This is a genomic window from Desulfofundulus thermobenzoicus (assembly GCF_009428905.1).
Taxonomy (GTDB): domain Bacteria; phylum Bacillota; class Desulfotomaculia; order Desulfotomaculales; family Desulfovirgulaceae; genus Desulfofundulus_A; species Desulfofundulus_A thermobenzoicus.
Genome location: NZ_WHYR01000007.1, coordinates 1 through 13,931 on the forward strand (window position 1 = coordinate 1; position 13,931 = coordinate 13,931).

14 protein-coding genes, 1 pseudogene and 1 riboswitch are annotated in these 13,931 nt (G+C 54.7%); of the genes and pseudogenes, 3 read left to right on the forward strand and 12 right to left on the reverse strand.

Annotated features, from left to right (window positions below; genetic code table 11):
- Nucleotides 1–207 precede the first annotated feature (207 nt).
- A riboswitch (cyclic di-GMP riboswitch) is annotated at nt 208–308 on the reverse strand.
- 217 nt (nt 309–525) lie between these two features.
- The gene (locus tag GFC01_RS03730; protein ID WP_423244365.1) at nt 526–1,491 is read right to left on the reverse strand and encodes an NAD-dependent epimerase/dehydratase family protein; all 966 of its coding nucleotides are present in this window, start codon (nt 1,489–1,491) and stop codon (nt 526–528) included.
- 398 nt (nt 1,492–1,889) lie between these two features.
- Between GFC01_RS03730 and GFC01_RS03735 the strand changes: the two genes are divergently transcribed.
- The gene (locus tag GFC01_RS03735) at nt 1,890–2,480 is read left to right on the forward strand and encodes a Uma2 family endonuclease (protein WP_341473739.1); all 591 of its coding nucleotides are present in this window, start codon (nt 1,890–1,892) and stop codon (nt 2,478–2,480) included.
- Nucleotides 2,481–2,498: 18 nt separating this feature from the next.
- On the opposite strand, the gene GFC01_RS03740 is transcribed toward GFC01_RS03735, so the two are convergent.
- From GFC01_RS03740 to GFC01_RS03765, 6 genes are all read right to left on the reverse strand, one after another.
- Complete coding sequence (locus GFC01_RS03740; protein ID WP_207707576.1) at nt 2,499–2,879, reverse strand: type II toxin-antitoxin system VapC family toxin; 381 nt, start codon at nt 2,877–2,879, stop codon at nt 2,499–2,501.
- A gap of 35 nt (nt 2,880–2,914) precedes the next feature.
- Nucleotides 2,915–3,151 carry a YlcI/YnfO family protein gene (locus tag GFC01_RS03745; RefSeq protein WP_152945306.1) on the reverse strand — a complete coding sequence of 79 codons (237 nt, stop codon included), beginning with the start codon at nt 3,149–3,151 and terminating at the stop codon, nt 2,915–2,917.
- A 144-nt stretch (nt 3,152–3,295) separates the two neighbouring features.
- Nucleotides 3,296–5,161 carry a tetratricopeptide repeat protein gene (locus GFC01_RS03750; protein WP_152945307.1) on the reverse strand — a complete coding sequence of 622 codons (1,866 nt, stop codon included), beginning with the start codon at nt 5,159–5,161 and terminating at the stop codon, nt 3,296–3,298.
- Between the two features lie 69 nt (nt 5,162–5,230).
- Entirely contained in the window at nt 5,231–6,646 is a 1,416-nt protein-coding gene (locus GFC01_RS03755; RefSeq protein ID WP_194174796.1) for a sugar transferase, read from the reverse strand.
- Nucleotides 6,647–6,783: 137 nt separating this feature from the next.
- A complete protein-coding gene (locus tag GFC01_RS03760) occupies nt 6,784–7,260 on the reverse strand; it encodes a ribonuclease toxin HepT-like protein (protein WP_152945309.1) in 477 nt (158 codons plus the stop codon).
- Nucleotides 7,232–7,615: a nucleotidyltransferase family protein gene (locus GFC01_RS03765; protein WP_152945310.1), complete on the reverse strand. Its 384-nt coding sequence runs from the start codon at nt 7,613–7,615 to the stop codon at nt 7,232–7,234. The genes GFC01_RS03760 and GFC01_RS03765 overlap by 29 nt, the downstream gene beginning before the upstream one ends.
- Nucleotides 7,616–8,087: 472 nt before the next feature.
- Here GFC01_RS03765 and GFC01_RS03770 point away from each other — a divergent pair, with 472 nt between their 5' ends.
- Nucleotides 8,088–8,315 (forward strand): DUF433 domain-containing protein, encoded by a 228-nt coding sequence (locus GFC01_RS03770; RefSeq protein WP_152945311.1) that lies wholly within the window; start codon nt 8,088–8,090, stop codon nt 8,313–8,315.
- A gap of 2 nt (nt 8,316–8,317) precedes the next feature.
- Nucleotides 8,318–8,464: pseudogene (locus GFC01_RS20150) on the forward strand (DUF5615 family PIN-like protein); the annotation flags it as partial.
- A gap of 95 nt (nt 8,465–8,559) precedes the next feature.
- Here GFC01_RS20150 and GFC01_RS19240 read toward each other — a convergent pair.
- The 5 genes from GFC01_RS19240 to GFC01_RS03790 form a co-directional block, all read right to left on the reverse strand.
- Complete coding sequence (locus GFC01_RS19240) at nt 8,560–9,609, reverse strand: RpnC/YadD family protein (RefSeq protein WP_152945312.1); 1,050 nt, start codon at nt 9,607–9,609, stop codon at nt 8,560–8,562.
- Between the two features lie 311 nt (nt 9,610–9,920).
- Entirely contained in the window at nt 9,921–11,069 is a 1,149-nt protein-coding gene (locus GFC01_RS03780) for a glycosyltransferase family 4 protein (RefSeq protein ID WP_152945313.1), read from the reverse strand.
- A 4-nt stretch (nt 11,070–11,073) separates the two neighbouring features.
- On the reverse strand, nt 11,074–11,379 hold the full coding sequence (locus tag GFC01_RS19680; protein ID WP_279233425.1) for a Uma2 family endonuclease: 306 nt from the start codon (nt 11,377–11,379) through the stop codon (nt 11,074–11,076).
- Nucleotides 11,376–11,666, reverse strand: a complete 291-nt coding sequence (locus GFC01_RS19685; protein ID WP_279233426.1) for a Uma2 family endonuclease — start codon at nt 11,664–11,666, stop codon at nt 11,376–11,378. The genes GFC01_RS19680 and GFC01_RS19685 overlap by 4 nt, the downstream gene beginning before the upstream one ends.
- 368 nt (nt 11,667–12,034) lie before the next feature.
- Entirely contained in the window at nt 12,035–13,711 is a 1,677-nt protein-coding gene (locus GFC01_RS03790) for an SWIM zinc finger family protein (RefSeq protein WP_194174799.1), read from the reverse strand.
- Nucleotides 13,712–13,931: the final 220 nt, after the last annotated feature.

Genomic DNA, 13,931 nt, shown 5'->3' on the forward strand with positions numbered 1-13,931 from the left:
GAGAAGGAGGGAGGAGGAACCCCAAAAGGGGTGTTTTACCGGCTTAAAAAGAGGGGCCAAAGTTAACAGGTTACCCCCCCCCCCCCCGAACAGAAGTTCTATCAAGGAACTTTTTCATGTTTGCTCAAACCCCCATCTTTTACAATTATTCCAAATTAAGAAAGCCGCAGGGAGACAAGTATACGCCTTCCTGCGGCTACCTTTCTCCCTTGCAACCCAGCCGTCATAGTTCCCGTAGCAGCCCTTCGGGAAACCTTAGACCTGTGACTTTGCGCCCCCGGCTTTCGCCGGGTTTGCCCTCCGGGATTCGGAATGAAAAGAATAGCTTTATCTACTTTTCTTCCTTACTATCTTGTTTCGACATAATTTGAGCTTACTTGACGTAATCGGGTAAATTCATTCAGGGACACTCCCCAGCGTCAGAACCGGTTGGCGGGAGTCTTCACCCAGTCCATGACCAGCACCCGATCCCTGGTTGCCCGGCGTATCCCGGCCAGGACGCACATTCTCCGGGCAGGGGGTATTTCAAAGCTTCTGCGCCAGGTGTGCCACGGTACGCTTCAGACCTTCCCGCAGATCCACCTGCGGCTTCCAGTCCAGCTCCCGGGCCGCCCTGGCGGCGTCCAGGTAGATCCTTTTCAGCTCCCCGGTCCGCTCCGGGCCGTAGACCACCCGGCCGGTGTAGCCGGTGATGTCCGCCAGCAGCCGGAAGAGTTCGTTAACGGAGGTGCCCAGGCCGGTGCCGATGTTATAGGCCAGGGCGTCGATGCCATCCACCGGCTGCAGATTAATGCCGTTCATTATTTTCCGCAGGGCCAGCAGGTTGGCCCGTACCACATCCCCCACATACACATAATCCCGCAACTGCTCACCGTCGCCGTAAATGGTGGGTGTTTCTCCCCGCAGCATTTTTTGTCCAAAGATGGCCACCACGCCCGCTTCCCCGTGGGGATCCTGGCGTGGACCGTAAACATTGCCGTAGCGCAGGGCGATATAGGGCAGGCCGTGCACCCGGGCGTAATAATAAAGGTAAAATTCGGAGCTGAGCTTGCTCACCCCGTAGGGGGAAAGGGGCCCTTTGGGGAAATCCTCCGTTACCGGCATCCTTTCCGGCTCCCCGTAAACCACCCCGCCGGAGGAGGCAAAAATAAAGCCCTTGAGCCCGTGCCGCAGGCCGTTCTGTAAAAGGTTCAGCAGTCCCTGGATGTTTATCCGGGCGTCTTCCCCCGGGGAGGCCACCGAATGCCGCACATCAATCTGGGCCGCGTGGTGGACCACCAGCTCTACCTTTTCATCCCGGAAGACCCCTTCCAGTTCTGATGAACATATGTCCATATGGTAAAACCGGGCTGCCGGATTTAAATTTTCCTCCCGCCCGCTGCTCAAATCGTCCACCACCACCACATGGTGACCTTCCTCCAGCAGGGCGTCCACAATATGGGAACCGATAAATCCGGCGCCGCCGGTGACTAAAATTTGCAAAATCCTCACTCTCCCAGCAAAGTTCTTATACGATAATAGCACGGACAGCCGCCTGCCTGCAAGAAAAAAGACGCTTTTACCGGTGACCGGTAAAACGTAAACCGGCGGATTGTGTAAACGTTTCAAGGTGTTGATGAGCCTGTTTTTAGCTGAGGATTGCCTCCGTTAAAGACCAGGCACTATTATTTCGACATGCAAAGGGTTTACCGGTTGCACAACGCGGCAATCTTAAAATCGCTGGGGGATTAGCGCTATGGTGGATAAGGAACTTTTGGCGAAAAAAGAAACTGCTGATCGAGTATATCTCCGATATCTCCGACCTGTGGTTGACAAAATTATGTCCCCAGGATACTATTTAATGAGAGGGCTGGTTATTAAATCCTGTTTTTCTAAAGAGGTGATTTACGGTGCGGGAAACGGCAGTTACCCGCGAGCCTTCCCCTCAAACGGGTTTAACTTATGCTGATTATTTGAAAATTGACGACGGGCAGCGCTATGAGCTGATGGAGGGGGAACTGTTCTTGACGCCTTCGCCGGGTTTTTCGCACCAGTACATTGCGGCCAACATCGCAACGCTTTTGCGCGACTACGTGGAGAAAAATAATCTGGGGCTGATTTTATTTGCGCCTTTTGATGTGGTACTTGCCGATAACGTGGTTTTGCAGCCGGATGTGCTTTACCTTTCCCGGGAGCGGTTCTCACTGCTTACGGAAAACTGCCTGCAAGGAGCACCGGACCTGGTGGTGGAAGTGCTCTCGCCGGCCTCGGGGCGCCGCGACCGCTTGCAAAAGAGCAGGTTGTACCGGCGTTACGGAGTGAGGGAATACTGGGTGGTGGACCCCGCCGGCGAAACGGTGGAAGTGTTCAGCGCCAGCGAAAAGGGTTGGCTGTTGGCCGGGGTGTACGGTCCGGAGGATTCCCTCGCCTCTCCCCTGCTTCCCGAATTCGCTGCCCCGGGGGCGGAGATTTTCCGCCGGCCGGAGGGCCTGACGGTGTAAACGCGATACTGGATTATTTCACCAGCCTTTAATTATTAATTGTTCAAAGGGGTAGTGGGAAAGGTTCCTGGTAACCAGAACCAGGTTCCTGGAAATGGCCAGCGCAGCGTTGGTCACGTCCGCGATGGCCAGGGTATAACCTCTGGAAAGCCACTCCTTCCTCAACCGGCCGGCCAAAGCCGTCTCTTCGAAAGTGGGAGTAAGGTAAAAGTAAAGTTCCCGCAGTATTTTCTCCACCTGCTCCTGGACCGGCTGCGGTACCCCCGTCATAAATTCTGTGACCACAACGCTGGAAATAAAAAGATCTTCCTGGTTAATCTCGAGGAGCAGGTCTTCTGCCCTGGCCCTTAGATTATTCCGCCTGCCCCGGTTTAAATCAATCAAAAAGTCCGTGTCCAATAAAAATCCGGCTCTATCATTTTCCGAAATCACTATTATACCCTTTCGTCCATGGCTCTCAGACAGTTAATAAAGGCCAGGGTATCCAAATCGTCGGCGATAAAACCTTCCGCACTCGCGATATGGGCAAGACGCGCCCTGCGTTTGAGCTCTTTTTCGATGGCCGTGGCGATAAACCGGGAGCGATTACCTCTACCCACCAGGGCGTCAATTTTCTGGACGATTCCCACCGGCAACCTTACGGCTGTGATTTTAGAATTTCCGGTGGTCATGTATATCACCCCCATTCTGTATTACATTTAGTATAACATACCAAAGGATACCTTACAACTCCCGCTTAAGCTGTTTTCCTTATAATGCATGTAAAAATAACTGTGGATGATCGCCAGTATCCTTCAGGGGAACCGGGAAGAGTCTTAAGCTTCCAGAATGTCCATCAGAATCTGACGCAGTTCCAGAGGCACTACGACAATTTTACATTGATTGCCTCCCACCCTGGCCCGTCCTACAAATACCAGTGCCCTGGACCACAGGGTGCCTAGAGTGGACACCGGTTCGCGCTCCTGCCAGAAGTAACCGTCTCCCTGCAGGGAACCGAACTTACGGGTGACGGCGTTCATACGGCTCCAGCCGCCCCGCTGCAGCAGGTAGCGCAGCAGTTCCCGCTCTTCTTCGCCCAATGCTTCCACCACCTGTTCCAGGTTGCTGCGGCTGGTGAGAAATTCCCGTAATTGTGCCTCCCTTTGCTGGCGAACCCGGGCTGGCTCCAGGTGGTGGCTCAGGCAGGCACATTCAAGCCAGTGGGCAGGCATATTTTTCAATCCCCGCGAGAGGGGGGCGTCCACGGGCAGGGGTTTTTTCTCCACTTCTGTGCGCTGTCTCTCTTCTAAATCGGCAATAAAATCTTCCGGTGAGAAAAGTGAATGGACAAGCTCAGCCTTTTTAATTTCCTTTTCCAGGAATTTTAACTTATCTTCATTTTGCTCACCCAGGGCGTTTTTGTCAACCTTATTAAAATATTCCCGCGCCTGCTCTACCTTTCCCATTTGCAGCATCAGGGCCGATAGATTGAACAACAGGGCCGGGTCGTCCGGAACCATATCCGCGAGCATTTCCATTATGACCAGCGATTCTTGTAGCTTGTCCCTTTGACGCAGGATGTTGGCCAGGGTCATCATGGCCGGGGGATAGATCCTGCCCTCCTGGTATATTTTTTGTAGCAGGGCTTCGGCTTCCTCCAACTGCCCATTATCCCTTAAACGAATAGCCTGGTCCACCATTTCGTCCAGTTCCTGATCCGGCTCCGTTATGACCGGCAGCTTTTTCAATACCACCAGGCGCCGTTTCCCATCAATGAACATGGGTATGGGCTCGTTCTCCTTAAAGATACCCCTGGCCACCAGGGCATCCGCCGCTGCAAACTTGAGGGATGGAGGCAAGTCCGGGTATTCCAGAAACTGACGACCCAGTTCTTCCCCCCACTTGCCGCCGAAATAGATCATCGTGTATAGGGCCTGTCCCGCCTTTCCGGAGTGATCAGCCAGGACCCAGGAAAGAAGAAACATGCGCACAGAACCGTCCTGCATGCACCGCTGTTGTCCCTCTTTGCTGTTTCCGGCTCTGAGTATTATTTCTTGCATATCTTCCACGGAATGAAACTGGTAGCCCATTTGAAAGGGCGGGATGACACCCATTTCCGCCAGTAAAGCCACCTGCTGCATATGGGGGAATACCTTATATACATGGCCTATGGAGGCCCAAAGGTCTGCGGCCCGCCCGTAATTGCCCATATTAAAACAGGCCACGGCAGCCATAAACCTGTTTTCCCACCGGATGTGCAGAGATTCCCAGCGGTGATAAAGGTCTAATACGTAGCGGTGATCCCCAAGGTCGGCGGCGGCCCGCATGATTGCCACCGTATACTCCCGGAAAGGACGCGGAACCTGTGCCAATCCAATGCCTTCTTCAAAGCTATCTACGGCCCGTTGCAACCACCGGCGGGCCTCCTCATCCCGGTGTAAGGCGCAGTAAATCCTGGCGGCCAGGGCATAAGTATAGGGGTTTGCTTCGATGTTTTCCATTTTCAGACATGGCTCCAGGATCTTGAGGGCGCGCCCTGGTTCTCCGCCCATGAAGACGGCCGTCGCCAGGTTGTTGCGGATGGGGATGGCGTTATCCAGTTCCAGGGCTTCGGCGAACACCTTTTCCGCTGCCCGGAAGTCGCTCTTACTCAAAAGTGAGCTGCCCTTAGCGACCAGTTGCTTTGCCTTATTGACCTTCATATGTAATTCACCAGCTTTCCCTTTTTTGGATTGCCATTATACTACAGTGGTAACCGCGGCGACAGGGGCTCATTTTCCCTCCTCCCCCGCCGCCGCTTCCCGGCAGCCGTTGACCAGGGCGTGGATGGCGGCGCTCTTTTCCGGGTCCGGTTCGCTGCAGCCCCGGGCCGCCTCCCCGCCCAGGGCCACGGGGATGGTCTGCAGCAATATCTTCAAATCCAGCAGGAAGGAATAATTGCGTATGTAATAAAGATCGTAGCGCAGCTTGTCCGCCGCCGAGGTGGTGTACTTGCCGTAAACCTGGGCCAGGCCGGTGAGCCCGGGTTTCACCAGGTGGCGGTAGTGGTAATCGGGTATTTCCTTAACAAACTGTTCAACGAAGAAAGGCCTCTCCGGCCGGGGTCCCACCAGGCTCATGTCCCCCTTTAGAACATTGAACAGCTGGGGCAGTTCGTCCAGCCGGGTGGCCCGCAGGATACGGCCCACCGGAGTGATGCGGGGGTCCTTCTCCCCGGCCAGCACCGGCCCGGTCAGTTTCTCCGCATCCCGCACCATGGTGCGAAATTTGTAAACCCGGAAGGTTTTGCCCCGGAAACCCGTGCGCACCTGGCGGTAAAGGACCGGTCCCGGGGAAGAGAGAACAACGGCCAGGGCGCAGAGCAGCATTACCGGGGCGGCCAGCACCAGCCCCACCCCCGCCGCCAGCACGTCCACCACCCGTTTTACGGCCCGCTGGGGCCAGGTGAGGCGGATGTCCTGCACCTCCACCACCGGCAGATCGTCCAGCTGGGTCAGCCCGGCCCGGATCAATAAAATGTCGTAAAGATCCGGCACCAGAAAAGCTTCGCGCCTGGCCTTCAGGCAGGCGCTCAAAATGCCGGCCTTATCCTCCCGGGAAAGGGAAGGCACCACCAGCACCGCATCCACAGCGGGCAGGTGTTTGCCCAGATCCCCCAGTTCCTCCGGGGGTAAAACCCGCCGCACCTTGAACCAGCCCCGGGGCAGGTCCAGCACCTTGCCCAGGATCTCCGCGGCCTCCGCCGGCGGTCCCACCACCAGCAGTTCCCGCTGGCCGTAAAGCAGGCGCTCCAGGTGCCAGAAAAAATAACGCCACAGGCAGACGAGGGTCACCTGCAGGGGCACCGCCAGGGCCAGCACGCTGCGGGGAAAGGCGAAACCCCTGAACCAGAAGGTGAGGGCCATGGTGGTGACGGTTATGCCGGCAATGCCGGTTACCGCCGCCCGCAGGACCGGCGTCAGGCCGTTGTGCAGTTTCTGGTACAGGCCCAGGCCGCCGAAGAGAAGCAGCGTAACCGCTCCAATCCAGGGCAGCACCCGGATAAAGGCCTGCCAGTTCTCACGGGGTATTGTCCCGTCGAAGCGCAAAAGAAAGGCCAGGTAAAAGCCGCCCAGGACAACCAGAATGTCCCCGGCGGCCAGAAACCAGGGCAAGACCAGTCTTGGTAAACGCCGTTGTGTGTTCATGGTTATAACCAGTACTCCCGTCCAATACATTGAAAACATTTTTGAGCAGTGATTTATCAACGATAAAGGCCCAGCCTGCAAATACCCCGGGCAATCATATCTTAATTTGCATAACATGAACCCGTGGTGCGAAGGATCTATTTAGCAGCCAGTTCCCGCAAAAATGCCGTGAAGGAATGGTAATTACCAGCCCATAAATCTTTTAATTGCCAGGCTTTCTTCAATACCAGAGCAACTTTTTCCGCTTCGAGGTCGGTATCGTAGGCGTGGCGGAAAAAGTGACGGAAAGCCCTTAATTCATTGAGACAGTGATAAGCTTCTTCGCTGAGCAAAGCCGGTCTAAGACCTTCGATGGACAAACGCATTCTGTCCAATAAGCTTTTGTGCCAGTGCAGGGTATCAACCGTGTTTTCAAAAACTTCGGCCACTTGATAAAAAATCTTTTCATACCCGGAATAAAGCTGATTGAGATAAAAAGCTGTTTCCACCAGATAGCTGTAATCAGCGTTTGCATGATAATGTTTCCAACTCCGGTCAAGCTTATCATATATACGGGCCTGCCGGCGGTTGATATCTTCCATTTCACTAAGAAGAAGGAGGATTCTTTCTTTCATAAAGCACTATCCCCTCGCGTTTTATTTTGTCTTTGAATGGCAGCCTGGTTATTTCCCGGAGATCGATATCCTGCTCAAAGCGGCGGTCCAATTCCGCCCACAGATTGAACAGGTCAGTCCCGGAAAGGTTGCCCTCCACCGCCAGGTCCAGGTCCGAATCCGGCCGCCAGCGGCCGGTCAACATGGAACCGTACAGGTATACCCTCTCCACAGGGAAAAAAGGCGCTACAACCTTTAGCGCTTCCTTCAGTCTGGCCAGAACCCGGTAGCGTGCCTGTTCTCTGATTTGCCGCCGCTTTTCTTCTCTCTCCCAGAGGAACCGGCGCACCCGGGCTATTTCTTCTGACGTAACCATCCAGTCCATGCTCCCCTCTCATGTCTGCGTACCAGCTGTTTTTTTTCTAGTCAAAAACAGGAATGAGGAGGCGATTGACGGCGAATTCTGCAAGTGCCGTCTTTATCGATTCCACCCCCGGGATACCGGCGGCGCCGGTGATCAGAATCTGCTTTTGGGCATGATTACTACCTTCCCTGGAAAATCTCAGATTATCATAACATGAAATGCCGGAAACCGGCAACCGGTTTCCGGCGGCAGCGGTGTTGATATGCCTGGGCGATAAACCGCAGTACCCGGCCCGCCGGACACCGGTACAGCTTATTATATGAAATAGCACTCGTGCGCTTTGAGCACGATGCCGACGGGATATTGATTTACAGGTTTTTTGCCTTATAATGCATGTAAAAATAACTGTGGATGATCGCCAATATCCTCCTGGGGAACCGGGAAGAGTTTTTCGAGGTATACGTTTAGTTAGGGGGTGTTGGAAATGATTGAGCGTATTTCAATTGATCCGGCTGTTTGTCACGGTCAGGCCTGCATAAAAGGAACGCGTATTCCTGTGCATCAAATTATCGCTATGATGGCGAATGGAGATACCATTGAGGAATTGCTGGCGGAATATCCAACCCTGCAAAGGGAGGATATTCTGGCCTGCCTCGAATATGCGGCTTTACTCGCTGAAGAACAGATCACACCCATCGAGGTTATGTCGTAATCATGAAAATTTATGTGGATGAAAATATCCCATCGCGAACAGTTCAAATCCTGAGAGAACTGGGTCACGAAGTTTTTGATCACCGGGGAACGACGAAAGAAGGAATTGCCGATCGGGAACTTTGGAAAATTGTTTTACGCCTGAAATGCCTGCTTATCACTACTGGGCCGGTTCTTGTTGATGCACTCGGGTTGCTTGTATTATTCAGAAAGGACCGCCGGGGAGCGGCGATAGCACGAAAATATCAGATGATATCCTTAAGGTTGCCGTTAACAATGGCCGTGGCCTCTGCCAGTGTGTTTGCAGCAAATAGCTCTTCCAGGACATGGTCCAGGACATCGAGATTGGTCATTTGGCCGATCTTTTGCTGTAGACCGGTGGACTCTTCTCCGAAGCGGCGGGCCAGGTATTTGCGGATGGCGTCCTGCTTTCCCTGGATTTTGCCTTTAATCTCACCTCTGGCCTCACCCACTGCTATCCCCTTTTCAATTCCCTTTTCAATTCCCTTTTCAATTCCTTTTTCAATTCCTTTTTCAATTCCCTTTTCAATTCCCTTCATTTCTGCTTTCTCCAGCTCTTTAGCGATGTATTGGTAGAAAATGTCGGTCACGATTAACACCTCCCATAAACTGTCCATGGTTTTACTGTCCAGCAGCCTGCTATTCATAACCATCAGGCAGCCAATCAGGTAGCCGTCTTCGGGTGAAGCCACTTTATCCCGTAGTATTTTAGCAGATTCAATGGCCAGTTCTTCCGGTGCATGTTGCCGGCTATCCATCATAGGCAGGAAGATCAAGTTTATTTTGTCCAGGTCGTCCAGGCCCATGTCCCCGGCGATTTTCTCATTTATTCCGGCCAGCACCTCTTCAGCATTTTTATTGCCGGCTACAGCGTTTTCTACTGCATACTGGAGCGTTCCCAGATTAATACCAGTCAAGCCGGGCTTTACACCACGCGGGTAAATTACCACCGTACGGATTTTGGGCATATAATTCTTTTCCTGCCGCCAGGCTTTGCTCAACCGCAGGTCGTAAAGAATGAAGCGTTCCAGATCCTCCACGTCGGCCGGTGTTGACTGATACTCCAGGTGGAGCAGCGTGCCATCTTCGATCAGGAAAAGATGGTCCATGTCGCGCCGCTCCACCTCAATGGCCGCCTGTACCGTCGGCTCTACCCCGATAATTTTGCCGATCTTTATACCGAAAAATTCCACCATCCTGTCTTTAAAAGCACCTGTCAGGCATTTGAACATAATATCCCGGCTCTGGGGGTGAAAGTCAAAGGTGGTCCGCAATGTTTTATTCCGCTCCTTAACGATATTATAGCAGATCCTGGGGCTATCTCCTAGCCCGTGATAATCGGAAAAGCCCGTATCAAACTAATTTGACGTCATATCGTCTCAAACGCTCCTTGATAAACGTCCTTGTCGGGAAAGTTTTCGCGGATAAGAGCCAGGTGTTCACGTACCAGTCCGATCCCCCGCCGCACTACCCTGGCCGCCAACAAGGGCGGTACATCGTCAAGACTTCCCTGAACGGCGCCACTTTGATTCAGGAACATGTATTCTCGTTAAGTCAACCCCTTGACAACTTAACTCAGGTTAAATTACACCCTTAAAAGATCATCATAAACCCGAAGGTAATCCGCCACCATCCGTTCCACTGAAAAATGCTCCAGAACCGCCCGCCGGCCCCTTGCGCCCATATCCCGGCGCAGCTGACCGTCTTTGAGCAATGTTTCCAGGGCCTGCACGGCCCCGGCCAGGTCCCGGGGTTTTATTAAATAGCCCGTCTCCCCCGGCGTGACCAGTTCCCCCACCCCGCCCACAGCCGGGGCCACCACCGGTTTGCCGGCCTGCATGGCCTCGATAACGGTCAGAGGCAGGCCCTCCCATAAAGAAAAAAGAACGAACACATCCAGCCCGGCCACCAGGGCCGGGGCATCCTCCCGGTTGCCCAGAAAAAACACCGCCCGGGAAAGGCCGTGGCGCTGCACATATTCCCGGCAGGGGGCCATCAACGGGCCGTCGCCGATGAGCACAAAGTAAAGATTTCCGGCCCATTTCCCGGAATAAAGTAAAGCCCGGGCCACCTCCAGAAAAAAGAGGGGGTCCTTTGGCGGGCGCAGGCGGCAGACAGTACCCACCATCAGGGCCTTTTCGCTCAAGCCCAGTTCTTCGCGCAGGGCCGGGGGCTGCTGGGCCGGCCGGGGCAGGCCGTTATGAATGACCGCCAGCCGGTCCGGCGGCACCAGCTTTTCATCCAGGGCTTTTTGATAATCGGCCCGGGAAACGCAAACCACCCGGTCGCTGCACCGGCCGGCCACCTTTTCCGCCAGAACAAAAAAAGATTGCTTGATCCGCGAGTGATGGTCACCCAGACCCCACCCGTGCACGGTAAAAAGGATTCCCCTTACTCCGGCCAGGCGGGCCGCCAGCCGGCCCAGGATGCCGGCTTTGGAGCTGTGGCAGTGGACGATGGCGAACCCTTCCCGGCGCATCAGGCGGTATAAAAACCAGAAGGCACGCAGGTCTCTGGCCGGGGAAATTTCCCGGCAGAGGTGGGGCACCTGAACCACCCGCACACCGTCCAGGGGCGCAAGCCAGCGCACCAGTTCCCCGCCCGGGGCACAGGCTACGGTAATATCAAAGCGATTCCGGTCCAGGCCGGCCACCAGATGATAAAGCACCTTCTGGGCGCCGCCCATTTCGGACAGGGTGATTAGCTGCAGGAGTTTGATTCTGGACATGGGCATCAGATTATCGCTTTAGACTTCCAGAATTTCCATCGAAGATGCTTTCCAAACAAATGGCGAACCCGGAAAGGACACGGGAGGGGATTTCGCCTGTGCGCTCTGCTTCCTGGTCGAGGACGAACCTGCCCTCCTTGAGCAGAAAAACCTGTACCGATTTTTCTTCCGGGTCCACGATCCAGTATTCCTTGACGCCGCACCGCTCGTAAACCTTGAATTTTTTCCGCAGGTCGTAATAGGCGGTGGCCGGGGAGAGAATTTCCACCACCAGGTCGGGAGCGCCGTTTATCCGCCGCGGTTCGATAATATTCATTCTCTCCCGGGCGAAAAAATGATATCCGGCTGGTAGGTTTCGGTTTCGCCGAGGTAGACGTCAACTGGGGCGAAGAGCACTCTTCCCAGGTTTTCCTGCCGTACAAAATTTCCCATTTCCAATCCCAGGTTAAACAAAACAATCTGGTGGTAAGTTCCCGGTGCAGGCGTCACCACTAATTCGCCTCCAATGAGCTGGTAGGGTGCCCCCTCGGGGAGTTTACAATAGTCTGCGTAGGTGTGTTTTTTTTCGCCGGCAGCGGCGATCTCTGCAAGTGCCGCCTTCATCGATTTCACCCCCTGGATGCTTGCGGGAAAAGGCCCTGACTGGCTCTTCGCGGCAAAATTGTAACATTTTCCGGAAGGCGGGCAATGAATTATTCTCGAACAATTCAAAGATGATTTGGACAAATTCTTCAAGTTTATCCGTGAAGAAGAAAGCAAAAATCATAAGAAGCTTGCCGGCATTCCTCCTGTAAAGAACATGTCACCCGAAAAGGTAGTCGGGTGAACCTCCCCCGGGACAAGCCCGGGGGCTTCCTCCCGGGCGTGCTTTAACGCGATCCGGCAAACAAAATCACTTCCTTAAATGCTATTATACTACGGTGATGACACTGACGACAGGGGATCATTTACCGTATTTCCCCGCCGCCACTTTACGGCAACCCCGCTCCGTCCAACTCTTCCTGGAGCGCCGGGAAACGGGCATATTTTCTCCTCAACGCGGCGAGGTAATCTTCCCAGTTCTCCTGCGCGCCGGTGCGCCGGCAGAGTTTTCTAATCCGGTGCAGGTAAGCTGCGGCTTCCCGGTAAGCCTTGCGCTGGCGGCGGCCGATGGCCTCTTCCACCAGCTCTTTGTACAGCGCTATGGCGTCTTCCGGCCGTTCTTTTTCGGCGACCCCGGCCACACTTTCCTTGTAATTACGCCATCCCCAACTCCTAACCCGGGGTAACAACTCCAGCGCCCTAGCCACGTCGCCCTCATGGAGGGCGATTTCAAGCAAAACGTGCGGCTTTTTCTCAATTTCCGGAGCATGTAGCAATTCCGAGCGCACCTGTTCCCAAATACCAAGCTTTTTACTTATATTTTCCAGGACGGCGAACGAGTCGACCCCCGGGTTCTGGAGAAAGACCCTGCGCTGCCACTGCAGGGCCGCCTCCCAATCTTCCTGTGCCCGGTAATATTCCGCCAGCCATTGCACATAGCTCCAGTGGGAAGCGGCCCCTTGCGCCAGTTCGGTCACCAGGCTTACGGCCTGTTCCCGGGCGCCGGCTTCCACCAGCTCACCGGCCAGCCTGGTGATCACGCCGGGTTTATCCAGGCAGTGCTGCCGGGCAATGTCCACAGCCGCGTCCGGTTTTCCCTCCCCAACCAGCCACAGCATGTGCTGCTCCGGGGTGCCCAGCGTGCGGATGATGTCGCCCGCTTCTTCATGCCGGCCGTGTTTCTCCCGCCAGGAGACAAGCATCCTGACCAGCATTTCCTTCTTCCATTCATTGCTTTCTTCCATGGCTTCACGTATTCGTTCCTCGAGTACGACCCATTCCTCTTCGGTGGCATACTCCAGAATGGCGTCAAAGGCGCCGGACGCAAAGTCAACACCGCCCAACCTGATGTCGGCCAGTTCGGCTTCCAGCAGCGCCTGCAGCCACTCCCGCCGCGTGCGGGCATCAGGCCGTCCCCGGGCCAGACACTCGCCCAGAAGTTCGGCGCAATCCCCGGCAACAGCCGCGATGTCCCCCTCTTCGTCCATGAACTGAATGTCCTCATATCCGGAGGACAGCACGCTCAACAGGGCATGGCAGACCGTACCCGCGCCAGGCCAGTCTTCTTTTGCGGCCGTATGTTCGGCCATGTTCAGCATGCCCCGTAAATCCGCTTCGATAAGGGACGGGTCTTCATGCCGCAGCGCAGCCAACGCCTGCCGGCGGCACGATGCCGCATCGACGGCTCCCCGGGCCGCAGAGGCCGACAGTTCCAACAGGGACAGTAAAGACGGTTCCCGGTCAATCATCTTACCGATTAAAGATATGAGATCTTCCTTGTCGAACCGGGCAAGCATTTCCTCCAGCGGAGCCAGTTCCCGGAATGACTCCGGTTCATGCACATAGGTCAGCAACAGGGCCACGATGTGCTTGCAGAACCCGCCCCGGGGGCATGTGCAGGAAGCATCCACAATGCCCCTGTCGCTAAACCTGACCCTGACCCTGTATGGCTGGTACCGGGAACCGCTGCATTCCCCGCGCAGTTCCATCCCCTGGCGGACGGGGTCTATGATCGCTCCATCATGATAGTAATTCCTGCCGCGCTCAAAACTCCGCGGGTCCGCCATATCGCGGATTTGGGTTTCGGTCAGTGGGGGTAAGTTATATCGGTTTGTTGTGCTTTTTCTTCCAGACATGACCACCATTACCTTTCATTGAGTCATTCCCTTGCCCCGTGGAAAGCAGTCTCGGGCGGTTTGATGACGATTCCGAGCGGGATATTGGTTTACGGGTTTTTTGCCTTATAGAGACAGTCGATAAACCCAACTAAAAGCATAATTGGCAAAC

Coding starts and splice junctions, on each gene's coding strand:
- GFC01_RS03745 (WP_152945306.1), bottom strand. CDS start 3,151: ATGACCACCGGAAATTCTAAAATCACAGCCGTAAGGTTGCCGGTGGGA.
- GFC01_RS03750 (WP_152945307.1), bottom strand. CDS start 5,161: ATGAAGGTCAATAAGGCAAAGCAACTGGTCGCTAAGGGCAGCTCACTT.
- GFC01_RS03755 (WP_194174796.1), bottom strand. CDS start 6,646: ATGAACACACAACGGCGTTTACCAAGACTGGTCTTGCCCTGGTTTCTG.
- GFC01_RS03760 (WP_152945309.1), bottom strand. CDS start 7,260: ATGAAAGAAAGAATCCTCCTTCTTCTTAGTGAAATGGAAGATATCAAC.
- GFC01_RS03765 (WP_152945310.1), bottom strand. CDS start 7,615: ATGGTTACGTCAGAAGAAATAGCCCGGGTGCGCCGGTTCCTCTGGGAG.
- GFC01_RS03770 (WP_152945311.1), top strand. CDS start 8,088: ATGATTGAGCGTATTTCAATTGATCCGGCTGTTTGTCACGGTCAGGCC.
- GFC01_RS03780 (WP_152945313.1), bottom strand. CDS start 11,069: ATGCCCATGTCCAGAATCAAACTCCTGCAGCTAATCACCCTGTCCGAA.
- GFC01_RS19680 (WP_279233425.1), bottom strand. CDS start 11,379: ATGAATATTATCGAACCGCGGCGGATAAACGGCGCTCCCGACCTGGTG.
- GFC01_RS19685 (WP_279233426.1), bottom strand. CDS start 11,666: ATGAAGGCGGCACTTGCAGAGATCGCCGCTGCCGGCGAAAAAAAACAC.
- GFC01_RS03790 (WP_194174799.1), bottom strand. CDS start 13,711: ATGGCGGACCCGCGGAGTTTTGAGCGCGGCAGGAATTACTATCATGAT.